The sequence below is a fragment of the Amycolatopsis palatopharyngis genome, from assembly GCF_003385185.1.
Classification (GTDB): Bacteria; Actinomycetota; Actinomycetes; order Mycobacteriales; family Pseudonocardiaceae; genus Amycolatopsis; species Amycolatopsis palatopharyngis.
In genome coordinates this window covers 85672-109096 of the sequence record NZ_PQHZ01000017.1, presented here as the reverse complement: position 1 = coordinate 109096, position 23425 = coordinate 85672, and the positions used below count along the sequence as shown (strand labels likewise).

Below are 23425 nucleotides of genomic sequence, written 5' to 3'. Positions count from 1 at the left end.
TGGGGCACCGTCGCCTCGATCGCCGAGACTGTCGGTGCCCAGCGGCATGCTCGAAGGGTGACCACGGGAATCAGCCTCGGCCGGGCCGGGCGTGCGGTACTGGACCTGCTCCTGCCCGTTGACTGCGCGGGATGCGGAGTACGGGGAAGCCCCTGCTGCCCGGGGTGCGCCGCTGTCTGGTGGGGCCTGGAGCCGGTCGAACGCGGGGCGACCGTGGACGGGACGCCCATGTTCGCACTGACTCGCTATCGAGGGGTGGCGCGCCGGCTGTTGCTGGCGCAGAAGGAGCGCGGGAGGCGGGATCTCGGCGCGCCGCTGGGCGCCGCGCTCGCGCGTGGGCTGACGAACCTGCCCGCCGAATACCGTCAGGGCGAGTTGCGACTGGTTCCCGCGCCGTCGCGCGCCTCGGCGGCGCGGCAGCGGGGCGGTTCACACGTGCTCGCGCTGGCCCTGCACTGCGCCGCGGTATTGCGGACACAGGCCGTGCGGGCTCGTGCGGTACCCGCACTGCGGCTGGCGCCGGGAGCACGGGACGCCGTTGGCCTCGACGCCGAACAGCGGACCGTCAACCTGCGGGGCCGGGTGCGGACGCGACCGCGCAGGCTTCCCGAGCCCGGGACGCGGGTGATCCTGCTGGACGACGTGATCACCACGGGCGCCACGGCCGCCGCATGCGTCCGCGCGTTGGGGAACGCGGGGATCAAAGTGGCGGCCGTGTTGTCCCTGACGGTCGCGGGATAAACCTTCGTCACCCAGACGGGTGGTCCTGGGTTGGGAACCCGGGCGGCCATCGCGGGCGTTGAGGGGGTATGAGGTCGTCCGAGTCGGTGCCACGAATGGCAGACCACTCGACAGGGGTGGGCGGACCCGGTGCCGTCGCTGTCACGCTGCGGCGTCCTGCCGCCAGGGTGGTGCGCCGACTGCGTGAAACGGACCAGTATCGATTGGTCCGAACGGGCGGCTCCAGATCGGATCGTAGGTCCGAGTGGATGCAGACGGTGACGACCATTGACGGGTTGACATCCCCCGCCTCGGGGGCTGTTCTTCCGGCCAGTAGCGGGCTAACGTGCTCCGCTATCAGCAATCCCGGTCAGCAGGGAGGTGAAAAGCCCATGTCCCTGACGCCGGAGGAGCGTTGAGCACGCGTTCGGCGAACGCCGCGAGACGTCGTGACCACGTTCGCAGAATTCTCTCATCGCTATCCGGGCCCCTTCTCTGCCAGGTGTCCGAGAACCGCGGATCGAGCGGTCGTGGTGAACCCGAGTTCTCAGACAGGCACTGAGCAGCAGCCCAGGTCGCCGTACCGGCGTCCGTCCCCTTTTTCACCGGCGTCACAGAACAGCGAATTCTCGCAGTCATCCCAGCGAGGGAGGTCGTGTATGGACATCGTCGTCAAGGGTCGCAACGTGGAGGTGCCCGAGCACTATCGGGCGCACGTCAGCGAAAAGCTGGCCAGGCTTGAGCGCTACGACAGGAAGGTCATCCGGTACGACGTGGAGCTGTTCCACGAACCGAACCGCAGGCAGTCCAAGAGCTGCCAGCGCGTCGAGATCACCGGCAAGGGCAAGGGCCCGGCCGTCCGTGCGGAGGCATGTGCAGGCGACTTCTACGCCGCACTCGACTCCGCGGTGAGCAAGCTCGAGAACCGGCTGCGCAAACAGCACGATCGCAGGCGAGTGCACTACGGGCGGCGTAGCCCGGAGTCGGTCGCGGAGGCCACCTCCGTTTCGACCGCGAGCGCGATGGCAGCAGGATCTTCCGGTCCCATCGCCAACGGCCGGGTCCCCGCGGCGGCTACCGCGGTTCTGGACACGCCGAGCGACATGGGAGCTGCCGGCTCGGTGCTACCAGGCGAGGACAACGGCGAGATGTCGATGGAGGACATCGACCTGCCGGAGCAGCGTTGGGACGATGGTGTGACCGACCACCAACCCGGTCGCATCGTGCGCGAGAAGCAACATTCCGCCGAACCCATGTCAGTCGACCAGGCGCTCTACGAGATGGAACTGGTCGGACACGATTTCTACCTCTTCAACGACGCCGCCGCGGGCAGGCCGAGCGTCGTCTACCGCAGGAAGGGCTTCGACTACGGCGTCATCAGGCTTGGTTGATCAAGCCGCAGAACTACTCGCATCGGCACGGCCCGCGCGCATCCGCGTGCGGGCCGTGCCGATGCCTGTGCGGGCCTGGCTCGCGAGGTCCTGGGAGCCGGCGTCCTGGCGGCCAGCCGACCGGTCCGAGTTCCCCGGAAGGCATCGTGGGTTGGGGGTGTACCGGAATGCCCACCTACGGCGCGTGCGCTCCGGTGGGGACCTTCCCTACGATGGAACCAGCACGCGTCCGTCTGCGGCGCGTCCGCCGCACGCTGCCCGGCGCCTGCTCGGGCGCGAACAGATACAGCTAGTGAGGTCGACCGGATGGTTTTGAACCGCCTGCTCCGCGCGGGCGAGGGCAAGATGGTGAAGCGGCTGCGTGGAATCGCAGACCACATCAACACCCTCGAAGACGACGTCAAGGACCTCTCGGACGCCGAGCTGCGAGCCAAGACCGATGAGTTCCGTTCCCGCCACGCCGAGGGGGAGTCGTTGGACGACCTGCTGCCGGAGGCGTTCTCCGTCGGCAGGGAAGCCGCGAAGCGGGTGCTGGGGCAACGGCCCTTCGACGTGCAGATCATGGGTGGTGCGGCGCTGCATCTAGGCCAGGTCGCCGAGATGAAGACCGGTGAGGGCAAGACCCTGACCTCGGTACTGGCCTGCTACCTGAACGCCATTTCCGGCAAGGGTGTGCACGTCGTCACCACGAACGACTATCTCGCCAAACGTGACTCGGAATGGATGGGCCGGGTTCACCGGTTCCTCGGGCTCAACGTGTCGGTGATCATGTCCGACATGCAGCCGCCCGCCCGCCGCGAGGCCTACAAGGCGGACATCACCTACGGCACCAACAACGAGTTCGGCTTCGACTACCTGCGCGACAACATGGCCTGGAGTTTGGACGACTGCGTGCAGCGCGGGCACAACTTCGCCATCGTCGACGAGGTCGACTCGATCCTCATCGACGAGGCCAGGACGCCGCTGATCATCTCCGGCCCCGCCGACCAGTCCTCGCGCTGGTACAACGAGTTCGCCCGGATGTCGCCGATGATGAAGCGCGACATCCACTACGAGGTGGACGAGCGCAAGCGTGCCGTCGGTGTCACGGAGAAGGGCGTCGAGTTCATCGAGGACCAGCTCGGCATCGAGAACTTGTACGAGGCCGCGAACACGCCGCTGGTCGGCTACCTGAACAACGCGCTGAAGGCCAAGGAGCTCTACCGGAACGACAAGGAGTACATCGTCCGCAATGGCGAGGTGCTCATCGTCGACGAGTTCACCGGCCGCATCCTGGCGGGTCGCCGGTTCAACGAGGGCATGCACCAGGCGATCGAGGCCAAGGAAGGCGTCGAGATCAAGGCCGAGAACCAGACGCTGGCCACGATCACGCTGCAGAACTTCTTCCGCCTCTACGACAAGCTCGCCGGGATGACGGGTACCGCGGAGACCGAGGCGGCCGAGTTTCATCAGACCTACAAGCTGGGCGTCGTGCCGATCCCGACGAACCGGCCCATGGTCCGTGTCGACCAGGCCGACCTGATCTACAAATCGGAACCGGCGAAGTTCGAGGCGGTCGCCGAGGACATCGCCGAGCGGCACGAGAAGGGCCAGCCGGTGCTGGTCGGCACCACCAGCGTGGAGAAGAGCGAGTACCTGTCGAAGCTGCTGCTCAAGCTGGGTGTGCCGCACGAGGTGCTGAACGCGAAGAACCACCACAGGGAAGCGCTGATCGTGGCCAAGGCCGGCCGCAAGGGCGCGGTCACGGTGGCCACGAACATGGCGGGGCGAGGCACCGACATCGTGCTCGGTGGTAACCCCGACATCATCGCCGACGAGGTGCTGCGCGAGCGCGGGCTCGACCCGGTGGAGAACTCCGAGGAGTACGAGGCCGCATGGCCGAAGGTGCTCGAGGAGGTCACGGCCGACATCAAGGCCGAGGCCGAGGAGGTCAAGGAGGCCGGCGGGCTCTACGTGCTCGGCACCGAGAGGCACGAGTCGCGCCGGATCGACAACCAGCTGCGTGGCCGGTCCGGACGTCAGGGTGACCAGGGTGAGTCCCGCTTCTACCTGTCACTCGGCGACGATCTGATGCGCCGGTTCAACGCCGCGATGGTCGAGCGGGTCATGACCACCATGCGACTGCCGGACGACGTGCCGATCGAGCACAAGATGGTCAGCAAGGCCATCAAGAGTGCTCAGACGCAGGTCGAGCAGCAGAACATGGAGATCCGCAAGAACGTCCTCAAGTACGACGAGGTGATGAACAAGCAGCGCAAGGTCATCTACGCCGAGCGCCGCAGGGTGCTCGAGGGTGAGGACCTGCGTGAGCAGGCCGAGCACATGCTGCGCGACGTGGTCACCGACTATGTCAAGGCGGCCACCGCCGAGGGCTACGCCGAGGACTGGGACCACGAGAAGCTGTGGACGGCGTTGAAGACGCTCTACCCCGTCGGCCTCGCCTGGGAAGACCTCGCTGACGACCACGACGACCTGGACTCCGACCGGCTGCTCGAGGCGCTGCTGGAAGATGCACAGCGGGCCTATGACGATCGCGAGCGCGAGATCGACGCCAAGGTCGGCGAGGGCGCGATGCGTGAGCTGGAACGGCGCGTGGTGCTCTCGGTGCTGGACCGCAAGTGGCGTGAGCACCTCTACGAGATGGACTATCTCAAGGAGGGCATCGGCCTGCGTGCCATGGCGCAGCGCGACCCGCTGGTCGAGTACCAGCGCGAGGGCTACGACATGTTCCGGGTCATGCTCGAGTCGCTCAAGGAGGAGGTTGTCGGCTTCCTGTTCAACCTGCAGGTGGAGCAGAGCGAGCAGGCGGCCGCGGCTCCGGCGGAACCCGCGACCTCCGTGCCGGGCGCCGGCGAGCAGGCAGGCGGAGCCGCGCCAGCACCTGCGAGCAATGGCAGGCACGCGAGGCCGGTACCGCAGCAGCCGGCTCCGCAGCCCGAGCCGAAGCCGGAGCCAGTGCAGGGCGAGGCCGTGCCCTCGGCGTTGCGGGGCAAGGGCCTCGGCGGCGCCACCCAGCAGGGCCTGACCTTCTCCGGCCCTTCGGAAACCGGCGGCGTCGAGTCGCGCAACGGCGACGACGACGATTCCGCGGCAGGCGGCGACGGCGCCACCCGCCGTGAGCGCAGGGCCCAGGCGCGCGCCCAGGCGAAGAAGAAAAAGAAGGGCGCCCGCCGCTGACCCGAGTTCGCAGTTCCGGAGCCCGAGTTTGCAGTTCCGGGGCTTGAGTTCGCAGATTACGGGCGTGAGTTGGCAGTTCCGCTGCCGACGAGAGTGAACGAAGTGCACAGCCAGTCGTTGTCGCCCGCCTCGAAGCGGGCGACAACGGCGAGGTTGCGTTCGCCGGCCTGGACCCGCCCACTCACCTCGAGGGCCCGGTCGGTGGGACGGCAGGTGCGCATCGAGACGAGGCGCAGGTACGTGCCGTTGCCGCCGGTTTGCGCGGTCAGCGCGATCTGGCGGTACAACTGCCGCGACACAGCCGAACGCAGCTGCTCGACCTGCCTACTGCCGCCGTAGACCTCCACGATCGCCGCCAGCACGGTGTGCACGCGGCGCGGGTCCAGGACTGGCGCGGGGTTGTCCTCGTCCTTCGGCGGTTCCGCGGACGGAACCGGAAGCGCGGGCAAACGCCTGCGGGTCTGCCGGTGCACGACTTCCATGGCTCCGCGTCGGGACACCCACGGTTCGAACGCGCGGAGTGGACGTAAACCTCCGCGCATGGACTGTGATCGCATACCGACTCCCCCTGACGTTGTTCGGCGGGCGCCGATTGGTCGCCCGTAGAACAGAGGGCAGTAGCGGCCGGATTCGGTCACAGACCACCCATGTCGGTGATCCCCGATCGAGTATTGGTACAGCCAGTGACGAGACGGCCGCGTGGTCAGCGGACGGCTAGTGTGGGTGTCGTGCTGCGCGGACTGGTGCTCGACTACGCCGGAGTACTCACGGATGCGGGAGCGTCGGAACTATTGGACGTCCTCGAGCGGGCCCGTTCTGTGGGCATCCGGACGGCATTGCTCTCCAACGCCGCGAGCGGGCGGCCCGTGCGCCGCAGCCTGTCGGCCTACTTCGATGAGCAGGTGTTCTCCGGCGAGGTCGGGGTCGCCAAGCCGGATCGTGAGGTCTTCCTGCTCACCGCCGATCTGCTGGGCGTACCGGCGGATGCCTGCGTGTTCGTGGACGACGCGGCGCGAAACGTTGCAGGGGCGGTCGCCGCGGGGATGGTGGGCGTGCACCACAGTTCCGTTTCCGAGACCCTGACCGAACTCGCGGTGCTGTTTCCGAGTCTCCGGCTGCCGTGAGCGCAGCTCACCGCGTGCGTTGCGCCCGCAGGACGATGTCGTGAAGGTGGTGCGTGCCCGCTGGCGCGGGAGCGGTTCGTGAGCGGGTTTCGTTGACCAGGACAGTCCAGCTGTCATCGAGGAGCCTGACGATGTCGTCGGGCCGGTAGTAGTCGTCCGGATCGAAGCCGCGTTCGTGATGTGGTGGCAGGTCGGTGAGGTCGTGGCTGCCGACGAGCAGGGTGCCGCCGGATGCGACTGCGTCCAGCAGGCCGCGTAGACCGGTGTGGTTCCGCTGTTGCGGGAGCGGGAAGTAATGCATGGACACCAGGTCGAACGCTGCGGCCGGTGGCGGCTCGACGGTCAGATCCGCGCGCGTCCACGCCACACTGCCTGCGACGTCAGCTGCGGCGGCGCGTTGCAACGCGACCTTGGAGATGTCGGCCGCGGTGACCCGCCAGCCACGGCTGGCCAGCCAGAGCGCGTCGGCGCCTTCCCCACAACCCACGTCGAGCGCTTGCCCTGGCGGCAGGTCGGCGACCTCCGTGACGAGCACCCCGTTGGGGTTGCCGCTGAAGACCTGATCACTACTGCGATATCTGTTGTCCCAGAACTGTTCGTTCATGCTTTCTTGCCTCCGTGGTGGCGCCGATCCTGCACGGCTCAAGCCCGCAGGCCCGCCGCCGACGATCACCTCGTCATACCGCTCGACGCGGCCGGGTTCGAACTGTTGGGTCACCGTGACCACCTCCTGCGCCCAACCTGCCCTCGGCGGCGCAGGGATGGCAAAGTTCTTTGCAGAAAGTGCAAAAACGCGGGCACAGTGGGGCCATGAGTGAAGATTTCGACGCCGTGCTCAGCGCGGTCGGACCACGGCTACGCGAGCTGCGCCGCCGCAGCGGAGCCACTCTCACCGCGCTGTCGGAGACCACGGGAATCCCGGTCAGCACGCTGTCCAGGCTGGAGTCCGGGAATCGAAAGCCCGGGCTGGAACTCCTGCTTCCCCTGGCCAAGGCGTACCGGGTGCCACTCGACGAGCTCGTCGGCGCTCCGGCCAGCGGTGACCCACGGGTCTACCCGCGGCCGACCGTCCACAACGGCATGACCGTCATCCCGCTGACTCGCAAGCCCGGCGGCCTGCAGGCGTTCAAGCAGATCCTTCCCGCCGGTCCGAACGATCTCGAACCAGATCCCCGCTCGCACGAGGGTTACCACTGGCTGTACGTCCTCAACGGCCGACTGCGCCTGGTGCTCGGCGATCAGGATCTCGTCCTCGCGCCAGGTGAGGTCGCTGAGTTCGACACGCATCTCCCGCACTGGTTCGGCAACGCCGACTCACGTCCGGTCGAGTACCTGAGCATCCTCGGCCCCCAAGGCGAACGCTTCCACGTCAGAGCCAGCTACCGGCCCACCTGACGTACGGCGGCACGGAGGCCGTCCCAAGCGGGCGGGGTGAGCACGAGTGCTCCTGCGTGGGGGTCTTTGGAGTCCCGGACGGCCGCGCCGCTGGTGAGCGAGGCGATCTCGACACACTCGTTGCCGCCGCCGTTGCTCGTGCTGCTCTTGCGCCAGTGGGCGGTGGTCAGATCGGCGGAAGGCATAGGGTGCTCCACGAAGGACAGGATGCTGAACGCGGTGCTGACGGCAGGGTATGCACCGGAGGCCGCAGAAATAACCCGAACGTTGACGTTCGGCAGGGCCGATAGTGAGATAAGACGTCCCAATTGCCGCCTCATCACACCCGAGCCGCCGATCATCAGGCGTAAAGCGGCTTCGGTGAGTATCGCGTCGTCAGAGCCAGCTACAGGCCCACTTGACGTACGGCGGCACGGAGGCCGTCCCAAGCGGACGTGGCGAGCACGAGTGCTCCTGCCCCGGGGTCTTTGGAGTCCCGTACGGCCGCGCCGTTGGTGAGCGAGGCGATCTCGACACACTGGTTGCCCTCGCCGTTGCTACGGCTGCTCTTGCGCCAGGTGACATGTGCGAGTTCGGCTGCGGGCATGGCGCGCTCCAGTCTTGTCAGTCCTCCAGGCTGCTCCCGATGGTGGAGATGAGTTCGATTGAATCCTTCGGACTCAAAGCCACTTCCTGCAAGCCTGCAAAGTTCAGCGTATACCGCTCTATGTCCTCGGCTTCCTCCAAGTAGACGCCCTTGTTTGCCATCTCGATGTAGCCGACGTCTGACTCTTGGTTGGCGAAGGAAAGGATGCTGAAGGGGGTCCCCATCGCTGGGTAGGCACCGGAACCCGAGCAGATGACACGAAGGTCGACGTTGGGCAGGGTGGACAGCGAAACAAGCCGTCCCAACTGGCGTCGCATGACCCCAGGGCCACCGACAGTCAGACGAAGTGCGGCTTCAGTCATCACGGCCGCTATCTGGATCGGATCACCGTCCTCAACTCTTGATTGACGCTTCATCCGTGCTTCGACTCTGTGCTGCACGAGCTCTTCGGAGACATGAGGCAAGGCGGATCGCGCAATCGCCGCGGTGTACTCAGCTGTTTGCAGCAGACCGTCGATGAGGTCGATCTTGAAGGAAAGCACCTTGCTGGCCTCGCTTTCCAGTTCGACGTACGAGAGAACGTCCTCGGCCAGCGCCTCCTTCTCGATCTGCTCCCACCAGCCGCGTTCCTGTGCTGCAAGCGTGGCCCGGAAGACCTTGTCGCGGACAGGTTCGGCGATGTCGTAGAGCAGAGCCAGGGTCATCACGTCGGCTGGCGTGATCGGTTGGGTCGCGTTCTCCAGTCGTGACTGTTTGGCGGTGGACCACCCGGCCTTGGCCGCGACCTCTCCGCTCTGCAGACCCGTGGGCACACGCCACTCGCGCAGGGTTCGGGCGACCCTGCGCAGACGGATGCTCGGGCGATAAGAGTCGGGCACATTGACCTCCGGAGTGGCGAAACGCTGACTTCCCGAGCTTATCGAGCTGTCTGTAAGCGTCGCAGTCACACGATAGTGGCTACTGTGTAAATTTCATGAGATAGAGATTGCGCGGGCTGTCTCTTTGCCCGACCGTGGCGGTCATGTCAGCTCCCGCCGCCGGTTGGATGCCCGGCGTCTCCCTGCACGCCGGACCTACCCCTCCGGCCCACTACGTCCTGCCCGACGCCGAGACCGTCGAGGGTGCATACGGTCGGGAGTTCATTGGGGTATGCGGGGCGCGTTGCTTCCCGCTGTACGGCAAGGACCCGACTGGCAGGCTCGCGCGACATCCCCGTTGCTCAGCCTGCATCTTGCGGACACTGCCCGAAGCCGATCCGCCATCCGGCGGCCGTGTCCGTGTCGCGGGTCTCTTCGCCGCAGCTTTGTGGCTGGCGGGTTGCGACGCGCCAGATGAGGACATATCGGACGGAATTGCTGCCGGGTTGTCGGCGCCTCCGTCCGGCGGCGCATCAGTCGCGCAGAGCGGGTACGTCAGTGCGGTACCCGAAGAGGGCTGCGCTTTCGTCTCCGAGCAGATTCTGGGCGACCTGCTGCAGGACAACATCGCCAACCAGCTCGACAGTCATGAGATCAAGAACGGCTTTGAGCAGTTGGCTTGCTACTGGAGTGGGGTGCCGAACGTGCCGGGCCACAACCGGGGAGGTCCGGTACGCGGTCTCGCGGTGGACGTTGACCTGATGCATGCGCATGCGGCCCGTTCCGAGCAGCAAGCCGTCGCGGCAGCCACCTACTTTTTCGATCAGAAGTACCTGGCGAGCGTCGGCTGGAAGCCGTTCGAGATCGCGGAACCGACTCGTCGGTGCTGCTCAGGCCGGATAACCGTCCCGACCAGAAGGAGGTCACGTACGCGGTACGCCACGAGAACGTGCTGATCGAGGTCAAGTACTTCGACGGTGGAGCGAGTCAGAAGTCCGTGGAGCGCGACGCCGGAAAGGTGGTCCGGTATGTCCTTGCGTACGTCAGGCAGTGAAGTCTGGTGGATCTGGACCATCTGAGGTGGGAGTTCGGCTACCCTCGTGTGGCGGATAACTACGCACGGGCAACGGGGAGAGTTGATGGCCGAGGCGAGCGGCTTCTGGGCGGGCGCGACCGCTACTGAGCAGGTGCAGAACGTCTTTGGTGGCGCGGTCGGCGGTATTGCTGCGGGCGCGACACTGGGACCCGCCGGCGACGCCTCGTGGGAGTTCGACCCGGACGAGATCGACAGCGTCATCAGCAAGTGGGAAGCGTTGCGGGACGACTGTTTGGATGATCGTTTGATGCTGGAGGACATCGCTTCCGCTGTGACGCCACCTTCTCAAGACGAGCCTAGTAACCAGTTCGTCGGACTCCTTGGCGACGGACTGAACTCCTTGAGGGCTTCGAACGAATCGATCCTTGCGTACATCGACGACTTCCTGGGCAAGTTGAAGGCAGCGAAGAGTCAGATCGAGTCTGCAGAGAGCGATAATGAGAGCCCCTTCAAAACCGTAGGCAAGTTGTTCGACGCATGAATTCGAATCGAACCGCACTAGTTGGCGTCATGCTCTTTGTTTCAGCTCTAGTCTTTTCTGGATGCTCAGAGACGGGAGCTGGAACACCAGTTGTACCCACTGATAAGCCGAACAGCGAAAGCGCTTCGGTTCCAGAGGTGGCGGCACCACTTGACGCGTCGAGGTACCTCGGCAATCCGTGTGACTTGGTTCCGCAAAATTCGATGGCCGACCTAGGCTATAGCGAACCTGGTGAGAAGCGAACCAAAGAAACGACCGCTACGTCGATTATGGCAGGTCCTGGTTGCGCCTGGGTTGTGCTGGACGGTATCAAGTCAGTGGCGGTTTTCGTGCACGCTGATAATCAGAGCCGCGGTGCGGGCGGGCTCGCTGCTCTGCACGAGAACTATAAGCTTGGCCGCTTCGCATATTGGGAACCGGAAACTGTTGATGGGTATCCGGCCGCATTCAGTGATGTATCCGATCAGCGAGATCGCGGCGGTTGTGGTTTGGCTGTGGGAATCGCTAACGACCTGTCTTTTTCTGTCTCTGTGCAGGGCTACACGAAGCAGCCGGACCAGGCTTGCGCCGATGCTAAACAGGTTGCTGAGCAAGTCATCTCCACTCTAAAAGGGGGATCGTGATATGAGCGGCGGAAAGACCGGCCAGGAGATTTACGACAACTTTATGGAGGGGCTCGGGACAAAGCCCCTGCAGCAGATCGCCGCCGAACTCGCCAAGTTGCGCAAGACCTACACGGTCCGCGCACAGTCGATCAGCGACATCAACACGCAGATGGAGTCTGCCTGGACCGGCGATGCCAGTGTCGCGGCGCACAGCGGCGCTGCCGCCTTGATGCCCGCCCTGGAAGACTCCGCACGAAACATGGACCGCACCACCGACTCCACGCAGAGCCAGTCGGCCGCGTGGGAAGGTGCCTCCCGGTCGGTTGAGCCGGTTCCGCCGATGCCGGAGAAGCCGAACCCGTGGACCACCGGGCTCAAGGCCGCCATCCCGGTTGCCGGGCCGTTCATGGCCGCCGACGACATCAACTCCTACCAGGACGGCGCGCAGGCTCATCAGCGCGCCTCGCAGCACAACGTCGACGTGATGAACTCCTACGCGAGTCAGACCGGCGGCAACTCCGGCTTTCCTCGCAGCTACAGCCTGCTTCAGCCGAGTGACGGCTCCATCAGCCTGAACGACGGCTCCGGGCCCGGCGGTATCTCTGGCGGCCAGTCCGTCGCACCGGACACCACGCGGGCTTCCAGCTCCTACGCGCCGAGCCCGTCTGCGGTGAGCACCGGCGGGCCGGTGTCGGCCGCGCCGCAGGTCAACAGCCCGATTTCAAGCAGCACAGTGGCACCGCCGACCAGCGGTGGTTCCTCCGGGAACGTGGCACCGCCACCCCCCGTCGGTACTTCCGGCGGTAGCACCGGCGGCGGCAACACCGGGCCAGCCGGTGGGGGTGTGTTCAACAATCCGGGTGGCAATCGGGACACGAACGGCCCCGGCACGAACCGCACCGGTCCGGGAACCTCGCGCAACACCGGCTTCACCCGATCCCCCAACGGGCCGGGCCGCGGTCTCGCGGGCGACCGCCTGCGGAGTGTGCCCGACCCGAAGAGCGCTGCCGGTCGCAGTGGCGGCAGCGGCGCCGTCGGCAGCGGAAGCGGTGCCGGTGGTCGTGCGGGCGAAGCCATCGGACGTGGCGGTGGCGCCGCAGCCGAGAACGCCCGTGGTCTGGCCGCGGGCAAGGGAACCGGCGCGGGGATGCCCAGCGGTGCCGCCGCAGCCGAGTCCGCGGCAGCCAGGGGTGGTGCCAGCGCCGCGGCGAGGGGCGCGGGCGGCATGCCGATGGGCGCCGCAGGCGGCGGACGCGGCAAAGGCTCCGAGGACGACGAGCACCAGCGCGCTTCCTACCTGCAGGAGAACGACCCGGACGCGGTCTTCATCGGCGACCTCGGTAAGACCACACCCCCGGTGATCGGCCAGTGAACGGTCGCCGCGTCGACCTCCCCGTGTCGGTGCTGGCGACGCTGGCCGCGCGTGAGCGGCTCGGCCCGCTCCACCTCGCCCTCCAGCCCGAGCCCCTGTGGCTGCCGGAGGAGGAGCAGGCCGAGTTCGACAGCGGTCTCGACGCAGCGCTCGCCGACGCCGGCGTCCTCGGCAGCAGGGGCAGGGTGGACGGCGAGTTCCTCGACCGGCTTCCGCTGCTAACCGCCGCCGAAGTGGAGTACTACGGCTGGTTCACCGACCCGGAGAGCAGCGATACCTGGAGCGTCCTCGCCGCAGCGCGCGGACTGGAGGGCCTACTCGCCGTACGGGTGGGCGATTGGGTCGCACTGGCGCCGATCAGCCGGCACCACCTCGCCGACGAACTCACCGAACAGCTCCCGAACCGCCTTCCCGGTGGCGGCAGTCCGTGGAACGTCCGCGTGATCGACCTCGAGGCCGCAGGGCAGCGCGACGTCACCGACCGCACCCTGGCAGGCGACGTACGTGAGGTCGTGAAGGTCGTGCAGCGTCCGGTACACGGCAGCGGCGAGCTCTACGCCGCACAGCGGGACGATCTGGGCCGCTACACCCGACTCGAGTCACCCTTGCACTACGTCGACACCGACTGGGGCCGCTACCTCAACTACACCAGCGGCACCGGCGACGAGGCCGAGATCCACATCGCCCCGGCGACCCCCGCCACCCTCGCGCGCACACTCGAGCATCTGCGGTCGTCGCTAGTGCGATGACTTCCCGCCGCGGCGGACCAGTTCGAAGCAGAGCACGGCGGCTGCCGCCGACACGTTGAGCGACTCCACCTCGCCGGGCATGGGAATCGAGAGCCATCCCGTGACCTGTGAACGAACCTCTTCGCTCACTCCGGCGGTCTCGCCGCCGAGAACGAAAGCCGCCCGGTTGGGCAGATCGGTGTCGAACAGCGAACCGGAGGTGGACGCGCCGAGGGCGTAAACGCCGTACCCGGCATCGGCGAGCATGCCCACGGCTTCGGCGGCACTGCCGCAGCGCAGGACCGGCGCACGGAACGCCACCCCCGCCGAAGCCTTCACCACCAGCGGATCCAGCGCGGCCACTCCTCGCCGTGGTACGACGATCCCACCGACACCCGCCGCCGTCGCGGTACGCAGGATCATGCCGACATTCGCCGGAGTCGTGATCCCGTCCAGTACGAGCACCCTGGTGGGCGGCCGACCAGCGGACAGCGCGGTGCTCAGTGGCCGCATCCGCGGCGCCACCACGTCGGCCAGTACACCCTGGTCCTGTTTGCCGTTGCCTGCCAGCACCTTCACCCGGTGCGCGCTGGCGCGCTGCACGGGCACGCCGCTCGCGTCCGCCGCTCGCTGAATCTCGGCCGCGCTCGCTCCGCGCACCGTGTCGGCGAGAATCACCTTGTCCACGTCGAGAGTGGGATCGGCGAGTGCTTCCAGCACGGGTTTGCGCCCGTACACCGTCAGGAAGCGGTCCTTCGGCGACACAATCTGCTCGCCGGTGCCGTTCCGGGAGCTGCCGTTTCCAGATCGTCGCTCAGCCACGCTCATCACCCACGGCGGCAAGTCTCGCACCTGTGTCAGGATCAGGGCATGCCCGACCGCCTGTCCGCGCTGGATGCCTCCTTCCTGTATGTGGAAGACCCGGCCACGCCGATGCACGTCGGCGGAGTGGCGATCTTCGAACGGCCGAGCCAGGGATTCGACTACGAGGACCTGCTCGCCCTGATCGGGCAACGCCTGATCTTTCTGCCGCGCTACCGGCAGCGGGTGGCGGCTGTGCCCGGCCACCTGGCCCGCCCGGTCTGGGTGGACGACGTGGATTTCGATCTGAACTACCACGTGCGCCGCTCCGCCCTGCCCGCTCCCGGCAGTGACGCCCAGCTGTTCGACCTGGTCGCCCGGCTGATGTCGCGTCCGCTGGACAAGGACCGCCCACTCTGGGAGGCCTACTTCGTCGAGGGCCTCACCGGCGATCGCATCGCACTGGTGACCAAATCGCACCAGGCCGTGGTCGACGGCGTCGGCACGATCGAACTCGGACAGCTCATCCTGGACACCACCCCGCAGGATCTCGAGCCCTGTGCGGACACCTGGGCGCCGCGCAGGCAGCCAAGCCGGAGCCAATTGCTCCTCGACGCCCTCAGCGAGACCATGCAGCGTCCGGGGGAACTTGTCGAGAATGCCAGGTCGGCGGCGCAGGACGCCGTCGCGACGGCGGAGAAGGTCGTGGGCACTGTAGGTGGTGTCGCCTCCGCCCTGCGGACCGTGGCCCGCCCCGCGCCGTCAGGGCCGCTCAACGTCCGGGTGTCGGGTGGGCGAGTGTTCGCGGTCGTGCGCACGAGCCTGGAGGACTACCGCAGGGTTCGTGCCCAGCACGGCGGCACGGTGAACGACGCGGTTCTCACCGCGATCACCGGTGGGCTGCGGCAGTGGTTGCTCTCCAGGGGCGCGAGCCTGGACGGTGACAGCACGATTCGCGCGCTCGTGCCGCTGGCCGTGCGCGACGTCGACGCAGGCGAGTACTCCTCGGCGAGTTTCATCGGCAACCAGGTCGACTCCTACCTGGTGGACCTTCCGGTGGGCGAGCCGAGCCCGGTGCTGCGGCTGCAGCACATTGGTCACGCGATGGCCGAACACCTGGACTCGGGACGATCCGTGGCCGCGCGCGCACTGCTGCGGGTCGGCGGTTTCGCGCCCGCGACCCTGCACTCGCTCGGAGCCAGGGCAGCCGGATCGTTCTCCGGCCGGATCTTCAATCTGCTGATCACCAACTCGCCAGGACCACAGCAGCCGCTGTACGCGGGGCCTGCGCGGATGACCGAGATGTTCCCGGTCATCCCCCTTGTGCGGAACCAGGCGCTGGCGATCGGTGTCACCTCTTACCACGGTAACGTCTATTTCGGACTCAACGGCGATCGCAAGGCGGTGTCCGATGTGGATCTGCTTGCGGGAATGATCGAGGAGTCGCTGGAAGAATTGCGAGGGATGCACTGGTGAGGGTCTATCTACCCGCGACGATCGGCATGCTGCGGCAGCTGGTCGCGGACGGGAAGTTCATGCCGGTGAGCGGTACGGGGTTCGCCCTGACACCCGCGCTGCGGGAGTCGTACACCAGCGGATCGACCGACGAGCTCGAGTACGCCGCGCTCCTGGACGCCGCGCGGGCGTCGTTGCGGCTGATCGGCGCCGCGCTCGGCGACGAGCCGGAGCAGGCGGAGTCCGACACCGAGCTGCCGCGAAGGGTGGTGGTCTCGGTGGACGTCGACGACGTGACGCTGCGCCCCGACCTCGATCACGCGGTGGTCCGGCTCGGGGGCCCGGTCGCGTTGGACGACGTCGCCGCGGTGCATGTCGACGCCGCCGAGGCGGAACCCGCGGTACGCGCCGCCTCCGCCGTGATCGATGCGGCTGACCTCGGCGACGCCGATGCCGAGTTCGTCCTCGGTGAGGCTGAGGACCACGAACTCGCCTGGTACGCGTCGCAGGAACTGCCGTTCTTGCTGGAGCTGATGTAACGCGTAACTGGCATCCTGGTGTCAGGATGAGGTGATACGCCGCTCACGAGGCGGAGAACCACCAGGAGGCGATACTGATCATGGATGCGGTGACCACCGTGCCGACCCCGGTCAACGAGCCGGTGCTGACGTACGCGCCGGGCAATCCGGAGCGCGAATCGCTCGAGCGCAGGCTGGGTGAACTGGAGTCCGAGAAGCACGAGCTGACCCAGACCATCGCCGGTGAGCACAGGCTCGCTGGCGGAGCGCCGTTCGACGTCGTGCAACCACACGATCACGGCCATGTGCTCGGTGTGTCCGCACAGGCGACAAAGGAGGATGTCGCGGACGCCGTCGCGGCCGCGAAGGGCGCCGCCGCGGAGTGGAGCGAGTTGCCGTTCGACGAGCGGGCAGCTGTGTTCCTGCGGGCCGCCGACCTGATCGCAGGTCCTTACCGCGACTCGCTGAACGCGGCCACGATGCTCGGGCAGTCCAAGTCCATCCAGCAGTCCGAGATCGACGCGGCCTGCGAGCTGATCGATTTCCTGCGCTTCAACGTGCACTACGCCCGGCGAATCCTGGCCGAGCAGCCCAACTCGGTGCCCGGCGTGTGGAACCGGATGGAGTACCGGCCGCTGGACGGGTTCGTCACGGCCATCACGCCGTTCAACTTCACCGCCATCGCAGGCAACCTGCCCAGTGCACCCGCCCTGATGGGCAACACCGTGGTGTGGAAGCCGACGCCCACACAACAACTGGCGGCGCACTACACGATGCGGGCGTTCGAGGAGGCAGGTCTGCCGCCGGGCGTCATCAACATGGTGACCGGCGACGGCCATGCCGTCAGCGAGGTCGCGCTCACCGATCCCGGTCTCGGTGGGCTGCACTTCACCGGCTCGGTCGGCACCTTCAAGATGTTGTGGCGCACGATCTCGGACAACCTCGACGCCTACGGCAGCTGGCCGCGGATCGTCGGGGAGACCGGTGGCAAGGACTTCGTCGTCGCGCATTCCTCGGCAAGGACGGACAAACTCGTGCCCGCATTGGTGCGTGGGGCGTTCGAGTACCAGGGCCAGAAATGCTCCGCCGCGTCCAGGGCCTACATCCCACGATCACTGTGGGAGGGCGGTGTCCGGGAGGAACTCGCCGATCTGACCAGGACGGTCAAGTTCGGCGACGTCACCGACCTCTCGCTGTTCGGCGGTGCGGTGATCGACGCGAGGGCCTTCGCCAAACACAAGGAGCTGCTGTCCAGCGTGGACGGTGACCCGGCACTGAGTGTCTTGGTGGGCGGTAACTGCGACGACACGGTGGGCTACTTCGTGGAGCCGACCGTGCTGCTGTCCGAAGACCCAGACCATGCGGTGTTCTCCACCGAGTACTTCGGTCCCATCCTCGCCGTGCACGTCTATCCGGACGACGAGTACGAGCGGATCCTCGAGTTGGTGGACAACACCGCGCCCTACGCGCTCACCGGTGCGGTGTTCGCCGACGACCGTACGGCGGTCCAGCAGGCCCACCGCGCCCTGCGCTACACGGCAGGCAACTTCTACGTCAACGACAAGCCGACCGGCTCGATCGTCGGTCAGCAACCGTTCGGTGGTTCGCGGGCTTCGGGCACCAACGACAAGGCTGGGTCCATGTTCAACCTGCTGCGGTGGACGAGTCCGAGGTCGATCAAGGAGACCTTCGACGCGCCGACCAGCATCGAGTACCCGCATATGGGCTGACCCTCGCGCTGACACAGAATTGGCGCCGCCGAACTCGGTTCGGCGGCGCCAATTCTGTTGTCCGGGAACTACTTCGGCATCGTCATCTCGCCGACCTGATCGGCAGGCGGAGCCTCGATGTTGACCGGCGTGCCCCAGTCGCTGTACTTCATCGTCATCTGTCCGCCCGCGTTCGGCTGACCGGCGGCCTCGGCGATCTTGGACATGTCCATGACGATCTGCACCGGCAGCTGGTCGCTGTTGAGCCACAGCTCCATCGGCATCGTGTCGATCTTGCCCTGCATCTGCTCGACGGCCTTGGCGTTCGCCGAGTCCGGCATCTGCTCGGCGAGCTTCTTCATGTCCAGCTCGATCGAGTAGTGGGTGGTCTGCTGACCGTCCAGCTCGACCTGCTCGCTGTTGGTGATGGTGCCAGCCTTCTCGATCTGCTCGAGAATCTTGCTCGGGTCGTTCTGCTCGGTCATGTTGTCGAACTGACCCGCCATCGCCTTGGACATCGGATCGTCGCCCTCAGGGTCGATCTTCACCCACGGCTTGCCCTCGGCCGTCATGCCGGTTCCCTCCGGCATTTTCATGTAGAGGGTTTTGCCCACAATGCGCATTTCAATGGCCTGCCCAGCCGCATCCATGGTCATCGACATCGCGGTGTCCGCACCCGCGTACATGCCCTCACCGCTACCGCTGAGCTTCTGGCCCGCCATGTCCATCTCGAAGGTGAACTTCGAGCTCTTGCTCTGCTCCGTCTGGGCAGAGGCAGCCCGGACCAGCTCCTGAGCAGAGCCGAACGGCGAGGACAGCTCGCCTCCTGAGCCGTTGCCGGAGGCATTGTCAACGCCGCCGCCACAGCCCGCTAGCGCGATGACCAGCGCGAAACCGCCGGCCGCGAGAGCTGTCTTACGCATCAGATCCCCTGCTTTCACAAAGCACTCAACTGTCATCTACATGGATAGGACGTTCGACTGCCCTTCAGGGTTTCATGTAGGGCAGGACGAGTATTTGCCGGGACTTCGCCGGCCGAGTTCCACGATCTCGAAATCCGCAGTTCCCGGAGCCGTTGTCAGTTGGGCATCGCGAACTCGCCGACCTGGTCGGCAGGCGGAGCCTCGATGGTCACGGGTGCCCCCCAGTCGGTGTACTTGACGATCATCTTGCCCGCGTCGGCCGCGGCCGGTGGGCTCTGCCCGGACAGTTGCTCGGCTGCCTTGTTGAGCGCGGCCATGTCCATGGTCATCTGCAAGGGGAGCTGGTCGCTGTTCAGCCAGAGCTCCATGGGCAGCGTCAGGTCCCCAGCCTTCTCCTTCATCTTGTCCAGCATCTCCTGCGGAATGCCCATGCCGGCCTGCTGATCCACCAGCTTCGCGAACTCGAGATCGATCGAGTAGTGCGTCGCCTGCTGGCCGTCGAGCTGTGCCTGCTCGCTCCTGGTGATCGTGCCCGCGTCCTTGACCTGGCCCAGCACCTTGGCCGGGTCGGTGTTCTTCACGAGCTCGCCGAACATCTTGCCCATCATCATGGACATCGGGTCGCTGCCGTCGACGGAGATCTTCATCCACGGCTTTCCGCCGGTGGCTTCGCCGAGTCCTTCGGCCTTCACGTACATGACACGGTCGACCATGATGAGCTCGGTGATCTCACCGCTCGCGTCCACGGTCATGGACAGCGCACTGTTCTCGCCGTCGTAGCGGCCTTCGCCGCTCGCCTTGAGCTCCTGGCCCTCGACCGGCATGTCGAGCGTGAACTTCGAGCTCCTGCTCTTCTCGGTCTGCGCCGAGGCAGCCAGCACCAGCTCCTGAGCCGAACCGAACGGTGAGGTCAACGCCTCTCCGGAACCGTTTCCGGAGGCATTGTCACTACCGCCGCCACAGCCCGCCAGCGCGATGACCAGCGCGAAACCGCCGGCCACGAAGGCTGTCCTACGCATGTAGATCCCCCTGCTTTCAAATGAAATCGTCAAATGGAAGTCCCCCGACTGCCGATCAGAATTTCATGCGAAGGTCACGACTCGATTCCAGCTCGGGAGGAAAGCAGCCGACGAAGCGACTCCAGCCTTCCCTCGCCTGCGGCACCGGACTTGACGACCTCGTCCAGCGCGCAGTCCGGGTCCTCCGGCGGGCCGAGGTGACCGCAGCCGGAGGGGCACTCCTCCGCCGCGGCCGCGAACTCCGGGAAGGACAGCACGATGTCGTCGGCGGTGACGTGCGCGAGGCCGAACGAGCGGATGCCGGGGGTGTCGACCACCCAGCCACCCTGCGGCAGCGGCAGTGCGACAGCACTGACCGAGGTGTGCCTGCCCTTGCCGACCGCGCTGACGACACCCGTGGCCAGGTGGGCGTCCGGAACCAGCCGGTTCACCAGCGTGGACTTACCCACCCCGGAATGGCCGACCAGCGCCGAGACGCGATCGCGCAGACACTCGATCAGTTCGCTGGAGTCCTCATCGTGACGGGTGACTATCGCCGGAACGTCGAGGTCGGCGTACTGGGCGAGTAGGTCCTCCGGCCCGGCGAGGTCCGCCTTGGTCAGGCAGAGCACCGGCTGGAGTCCTCCGGCGTAGCAGGCGACAAGGCAGCGGTCGATGAATCCGGTGCGCGGCGGCGGGTCGGCGAGTGCGGTGACAATGAGCAGTTGCTGTGCGTTGGCTACCACGACCCGTTCGTAGGGGTCGGTGTCGTCGGCGGTCCTGCGCAGGACGCTGGAGCGCTCGTCCACCCGTACGATCCGCGCCAGTGTGTCGGCCTTGCCGCTGACGTCGCCGACGAGGCCCACGGTGTCGCCGACGACGATCGGCGTGCGGCCGAGTTCCCTGGCTCGCATGGCGGTGACCACCCGGTCGGGTTCGTGGTCGACGGCACAGGTCCAGCGGCCGCGATCCACGCCGGTGACCATCGCACTGGAGGCGTCGGCGTGTGCCGGGCGGCGCTTGCTGCGTGGCCGTGTTCCCTTGCCCGGTCGTACCCGGACGTCGGTCTCGTCCAGCGTGCGCCAGTCCCTGCGGGCCAAACCGTCACTTCCTCCTGCGTCACCTGCGGCGACATTCGCCGTTGCGGTTGTCAATGATGATCCCCCATCGCGCTGTACGGGCCAACCGGTGCCGGTCGCGATCACTCCTCGCGCGTGCCACGATGGCGTGCACGATCACGCGTTCGAAAAGAGGACACGGAGGTGGTGGGCCGATGTGTGGCCGTTACGCCGCGACGAAGGACCCGGCTAAGCTGATCGAGGAGTTCGACGCGGTGGACGCGACCGAGGGGGCGGCCCCGCCCGCGGACTTCAACGTGGCGCCCACCAAGAACGTGTTCACCGTCGTGCAGCGACATCCGCGTGACGCCGAGGGCACGGTGCTGGAGGACGAACCCGCGGTACGCAGCCTGCGCGTGATGCGCTGGGGTCTGGTTCCGTTCTGGGCAAAGGACCCGGCAGTCGGCAATCGGATGATCAACACCAGGGCGGAGAGCGCCAAGGAGAAGCCGGCGTTCCGCAAGGCGTTGTCCCGGCGTCGCTGCCTGGTACCCGCGGACGGGTGGTTCGAGTGGCGGCAGACCGTCGACGGCGGCAAGAAGGGGCCGAAAGAGCCCTTCTTCATGACATCCGGCGATGGCTCCTCGCTGGCTTTCGCGGGTCTCTGGGAGAGCTGGCGCGACCCCAAGCAGGATGCCGACGCCGACCCGCTGATCACCTTTTCGGTGCTGACCACCGATTCGGTCGGCAGACTCGCCGACGTGCACCACCGCATGCCGCTGCTCATGCCACGGAACCGGTGGGCCGAGTGGCTCGATCCGGACCGCACCGATGCCACGGAACTGCTGACCCCGCCCGCGCCGGACGTGGTGGATTCCCTGGAACTGCGGCCGGTCTCGACCAGGGTCAACAACGTGCGTAACAACGGCCCGGAACTGGTCGAGCGAGTCGAGGCCGAGGTCACCGATCTCGACAATGCCCTGTTCAATCTGCCACGGTCATGACCACTACCAAGATCGACACCGACTTCGGCCCCGCGCGGGCGGAGCTGCACTGTGCCGAGGAGGGGGTGGCCGGGCTACTGCTCGGCCATGGCGCGGGCGGTGGGATCGAGGCTGACGACCTGGTCGCTGTGACCAGGGCCGCGCAGGCCGCGGGGGTCCATGTCGCGTTGGTCGAGCAGCCGTACCGCGTGGCGGGCAGGCGGGCACCCGCTCCCGCGAGGCAACTCGACGCCGCCTGGCTGAGCGTGGTCGAGGAGCTGTCCGTGCGCTGGTTCGACGACCTGCCGCTGGTGTTCGGTGGCCGCTCGTCCGGGGCGCGTGTCGCCTGCAGGACCGCCGCGGCCGGGCAGGCGGTCGCCGTGCTCTGCCTGGCGTTTCCCGTGCATCCGCCGGGCAAGCCGGACAAGACGCGCCAGCCCGAGTTGGATGCCGTGGATGTTCCGACATTGGTCGTACAGGGAGAGCGGGACCCGTTCGGTCTGCCGGAGTCCGGGCGTCATCACGAGATCGTCCAGGTGTCCGGTGACCACAGCCTCCGAGCCGACCTCGGCGCCGTCTCCCGAGCCTGCTCCGAATGGCTGCAGCGCGTCCTGCGCCCCCTCGCCTAACCCAACGTCGCGCTTTCTCGGGAAAGTGCGGTAGTTGTACACGCACGTATCGCGCTTTCCCGGGAAAGTGCGAGGGGGGTCAGGCTCGGATGTCGGCGACTGTGGCAGCGGCAAGGCGAATCAGTTCCGCCGGCGCCAGCTCCACCTCGAGTCCGCGCCTGCCCGCCGAGCAGAAGACACTGTCGAATCGCTCCACGGTGGCGTCGATCACCACCGGCAGCCTGCTGCGGTGCCCAAGCGGCGAGATCCCGCCCAGTACGTAGCCGGTGGCCCGCTGCGCGGCGCCTGCGTCGGCCATCCGGCCTCGCTTGCCGCCCACCGCGGCCGCGAGCGCCTTGAGGTCCAGTTGACCGGTGATCGGCACCACGCCCACCACCAATTTGCCGTCGACCTCGGCCACGAGGGTCTTGAACACGCGCTCCGCATCTAGACCGAGGATTTCCGCCGCTTCGGCACCGTAGGACTCGTGTCGCGGATCGTGTTCGTAGGAGTGCAGCTCGTGCGCGACCTTCTTCTTCACCAACAGTGCCGTCGCCGGCGTGCCCTTACCTGCCACGAGTCGAGAGCCTATCGACCTTGAGCCACTCCAGCCCATGGGGAATGCTCCAGCGGCCCGCGATGTTGTACAGAACGTGTTGACCGAGCTAGCAACCACCGTTTCGCGCACGCAGCTGCGTACCGTCGTACCCGCCGCAACGGGCCGGCGGCCGGGCCCCCGCGTATCCTCGGATGAGTCGTATTCGCACGCTACTACGGGTGCGTCACGCAGCCCGTACAGCTCAGTGCGGACTGCAACCGACGAGGATCGGGAAGGGAACG

At 66.7% G+C, this 23425-nt stretch carries 25 protein-coding genes and 1 pseudogene; 15 read left to right on the top strand and 11 right to left on the bottom strand.

What is annotated here, in order from left to right; all coding sequences use genetic code 11:
- The first annotated feature begins 57 nt into the window (after positions 1–57).
- From D0C15_RS15605 to secA, 3 genes are all read left to right on the top strand, one after another.
- Positions 58–741: a ComF family protein gene (locus D0C15_RS15605; RefSeq protein ID WP_245975829.1), complete on the top strand. Its 684-nt coding sequence runs from the start codon at positions 58–60 to the stop codon at positions 739–741.
- A 638-nt stretch (positions 742–1379) separates the two neighbouring features.
- A complete protein-coding gene (hpf, locus tag D0C15_RS15600; protein WP_116045807.1) occupies positions 1380–2111 on the top strand; it encodes a ribosome hibernation-promoting factor, HPF/YfiA family in 732 nt (243 codons plus the stop codon).
- A 306-nt stretch (positions 2112–2417) separates the two neighbouring features.
- A complete protein-coding gene (gene secA / locus D0C15_RS15595; protein WP_116045804.1) occupies positions 2418–5288 on the top strand; it encodes a preprotein translocase subunit SecA in 2871 nt (956 codons plus the stop codon).
- Positions 5289–5344: 56 nt separating this feature from the next.
- Here the strand turns inward: secA and D0C15_RS15590 are convergent, their stop codons facing one another.
- A complete protein-coding gene (locus D0C15_RS15590) occupies positions 5345–5845 on the bottom strand; it encodes an Rv3235 family protein (RefSeq protein ID WP_162830092.1) in 501 nt (166 codons plus the stop codon).
- A 171-nt stretch (positions 5846–6016) separates the two neighbouring features.
- Between D0C15_RS15590 and D0C15_RS15585 the strand changes: the two genes are divergently transcribed.
- Complete coding sequence (locus tag D0C15_RS15585) at positions 6017–6412, top strand: HAD-IA family hydrolase (protein ID WP_245975827.1); 396 nt, start codon at positions 6017–6019, stop codon at positions 6410–6412.
- Positions 6413–6419: 7 nt separating this feature from the next.
- Here D0C15_RS15585 and D0C15_RS15580 read toward each other — a convergent pair whose 3' ends face one another.
- Positions 6420–7016: a class I SAM-dependent methyltransferase gene (locus D0C15_RS15580; protein ID WP_116045845.1), complete on the bottom strand. Its 597-nt coding sequence runs from the start codon at positions 7014–7016 to the stop codon at positions 6420–6422.
- Positions 7017–7222: 206 nt separating this feature from the next.
- On the opposite strand from D0C15_RS15580, the gene D0C15_RS15575 reads away from it, so the two are divergent.
- Positions 7223–7807, top strand: a complete 585-nt coding sequence (locus tag D0C15_RS15575) for a helix-turn-helix domain-containing protein (RefSeq protein WP_116045798.1) — start codon at positions 7223–7225, stop codon at positions 7805–7807.
- Here the strand turns inward: D0C15_RS15575 and D0C15_RS15570 are convergent.
- The 4 genes and pseudogenes from D0C15_RS15570 to D0C15_RS15560 all read right to left on the bottom strand — a co-directional run bounded on the left by D0C15_RS15570 (position 7792) and on the right by D0C15_RS15560 (position 9340).
- On the bottom strand, positions 7792–7992 hold the full coding sequence (locus D0C15_RS15570) for a DUF397 domain-containing protein (protein ID WP_116045796.1): 201 nt from the start codon (positions 7990–7992) through the stop codon (positions 7792–7794). The two genes, D0C15_RS15575 and D0C15_RS15570, sit on opposite strands and share 16 nt — an antisense overlap.
- Positions 7993–8004: 12 nt before the next feature.
- Positions 8005–8235, bottom strand: a pseudogene (locus tag D0C15_RS35730) (Scr1 family TA system antitoxin-like transcriptional regulator); the annotation flags it as partial.
- A complete protein-coding gene (locus D0C15_RS15565) occupies positions 8193–8393 on the bottom strand; it encodes a DUF397 domain-containing protein (protein WP_116045795.1) in 201 nt (66 codons plus the stop codon). The gene D0C15_RS15565 and the pseudogene D0C15_RS35730, both read right to left, overlap by 43 nt.
- Positions 8394–8410: 17 nt before the next feature.
- Positions 8411–9340 (bottom strand): helix-turn-helix domain-containing protein, encoded by a 930-nt coding sequence (locus D0C15_RS15560; RefSeq protein ID WP_116045792.1) that lies wholly within the window; start codon positions 9338–9340, stop codon positions 8411–8413.
- A gap of 74 nt (positions 9341–9414) precedes the next feature.
- On the opposite strand from D0C15_RS15560, the gene D0C15_RS34135 reads away from it, so the two are divergent.
- From D0C15_RS34135 to D0C15_RS15535, 5 genes are all read left to right on the top strand, one after another.
- Complete coding sequence (locus D0C15_RS34135; RefSeq protein WP_162830091.1) at positions 9415–10206, top strand: hypothetical protein; 792 nt, start codon at positions 9415–9417, stop codon at positions 10204–10206.
- Between the two features lie 183 nt (positions 10207–10389).
- Positions 10390–10827, top strand: a complete 438-nt coding sequence (locus D0C15_RS15550; RefSeq protein ID WP_116045787.1) for a hypothetical protein — start codon at positions 10390–10392, stop codon at positions 10825–10827.
- Complete coding sequence (locus D0C15_RS15545) at positions 10824–11450, top strand: DUF3558 domain-containing protein (protein ID WP_116045785.1); 627 nt, start codon at positions 10824–10826, stop codon at positions 11448–11450. The genes D0C15_RS15550 and D0C15_RS15545 overlap by 4 nt, the downstream gene beginning before the upstream one ends.
- 1 nt (position 11451) lies before the next feature.
- Complete coding sequence (locus D0C15_RS15540; RefSeq protein WP_116045783.1) at positions 11452–12804, top strand: hypothetical protein; 1353 nt, start codon at positions 11452–11454, stop codon at positions 12802–12804.
- Positions 12801–13553 (top strand): ESX secretion-associated protein EspG, encoded by a 753-nt coding sequence (locus tag D0C15_RS15535; protein WP_116045781.1) that lies wholly within the window; start codon positions 12801–12803, stop codon positions 13551–13553. The genes D0C15_RS15540 and D0C15_RS15535 overlap by 4 nt, the downstream gene beginning before the upstream one ends.
- On the opposite strand, the gene D0C15_RS15530 is transcribed toward D0C15_RS15535, so the two are convergent.
- On the bottom strand, positions 13542–14354 hold the full coding sequence (locus D0C15_RS15530; protein ID WP_245975825.1) for a TrmH family RNA methyltransferase: 813 nt from the start codon (positions 14352–14354) through the stop codon (positions 13542–13544). The two genes, D0C15_RS15535 and D0C15_RS15530, sit on opposite strands and share 12 nt — an antisense overlap.
- A 48-nt stretch (positions 14355–14402) precedes the next feature.
- On the opposite strand from D0C15_RS15530, the gene D0C15_RS15525 reads away from it, so the two are divergent.
- From D0C15_RS15525 to pruA, 3 genes are all read left to right on the top strand, one after another.
- On the top strand, positions 14403–15809 hold the full coding sequence (locus tag D0C15_RS15525) for a WS/DGAT/MGAT family O-acyltransferase (RefSeq protein WP_116045775.1): 1407 nt from the start codon (positions 14403–14405) through the stop codon (positions 15807–15809).
- Complete coding sequence (locus D0C15_RS15520) at positions 15806–16327, top strand: DUF6912 family protein (protein WP_116045772.1); 522 nt, start codon at positions 15806–15808, stop codon at positions 16325–16327. Before D0C15_RS15525 ends, D0C15_RS15520 begins: the two co-directional genes overlap by 4 nt.
- A gap of 80 nt (positions 16328–16407) precedes the next feature.
- The gene (gene pruA / locus D0C15_RS15515) at positions 16408–18036 is read left to right on the top strand and encodes an L-glutamate gamma-semialdehyde dehydrogenase (protein WP_116045769.1); all 1629 of its coding nucleotides are present in this window, start codon (positions 16408–16410) and stop codon (positions 18034–18036) included.
- A gap of 68 nt (positions 18037–18104) precedes the next feature.
- On the opposite strand, the gene D0C15_RS15510 is transcribed toward pruA, so the two are convergent.
- From D0C15_RS15510 to rsgA, 3 genes are all read right to left on the bottom strand, one after another.
- Complete coding sequence (locus tag D0C15_RS15510; RefSeq protein WP_116045768.1) at positions 18105–18938, bottom strand: SCO4651 family lipoprotein; 834 nt, start codon at positions 18936–18938, stop codon at positions 18105–18107.
- Between the two features lie 155 nt (positions 18939–19093).
- Positions 19094–19957, bottom strand: a complete 864-nt coding sequence (locus D0C15_RS15505; RefSeq protein ID WP_162830090.1) for an SCO4651 family lipoprotein — start codon at positions 19955–19957, stop codon at positions 19094–19096.
- 74 nt (positions 19958–20031) lie between these two features.
- Positions 20032–21036: a ribosome small subunit-dependent GTPase A gene (gene rsgA / locus D0C15_RS15500; protein ID WP_116045763.1), complete on the bottom strand. Its 1005-nt coding sequence runs from the start codon at positions 21034–21036 to the stop codon at positions 20032–20034.
- A gap of 173 nt (positions 21037–21209) precedes the next feature.
- Here rsgA and D0C15_RS15495 point away from each other — a divergent pair, with 173 nt between their 5' ends.
- Positions 21210–21998, top strand: a complete 789-nt coding sequence (locus tag D0C15_RS15495) for an SOS response-associated peptidase (protein ID WP_116045761.1) — start codon at positions 21210–21212, stop codon at positions 21996–21998.
- A complete protein-coding gene (locus D0C15_RS15490) occupies positions 21995–22606 on the top strand; it encodes an alpha/beta hydrolase family protein (RefSeq protein WP_116045759.1) in 612 nt (203 codons plus the stop codon). Before D0C15_RS15495 ends, D0C15_RS15490 begins: the two co-directional genes overlap by 4 nt.
- 79 nt (positions 22607–22685) lie before the next feature.
- Here D0C15_RS15490 and ybaK read toward each other — a convergent pair whose 3' ends face one another.
- Entirely contained in the window at positions 22686–23162 is a 477-nt protein-coding gene (gene ybaK, locus D0C15_RS15485) for a Cys-tRNA(Pro) deacylase (protein WP_116045757.1), read from the bottom strand.
- Positions 23163–23425 lie beyond the last annotated feature (263 nt).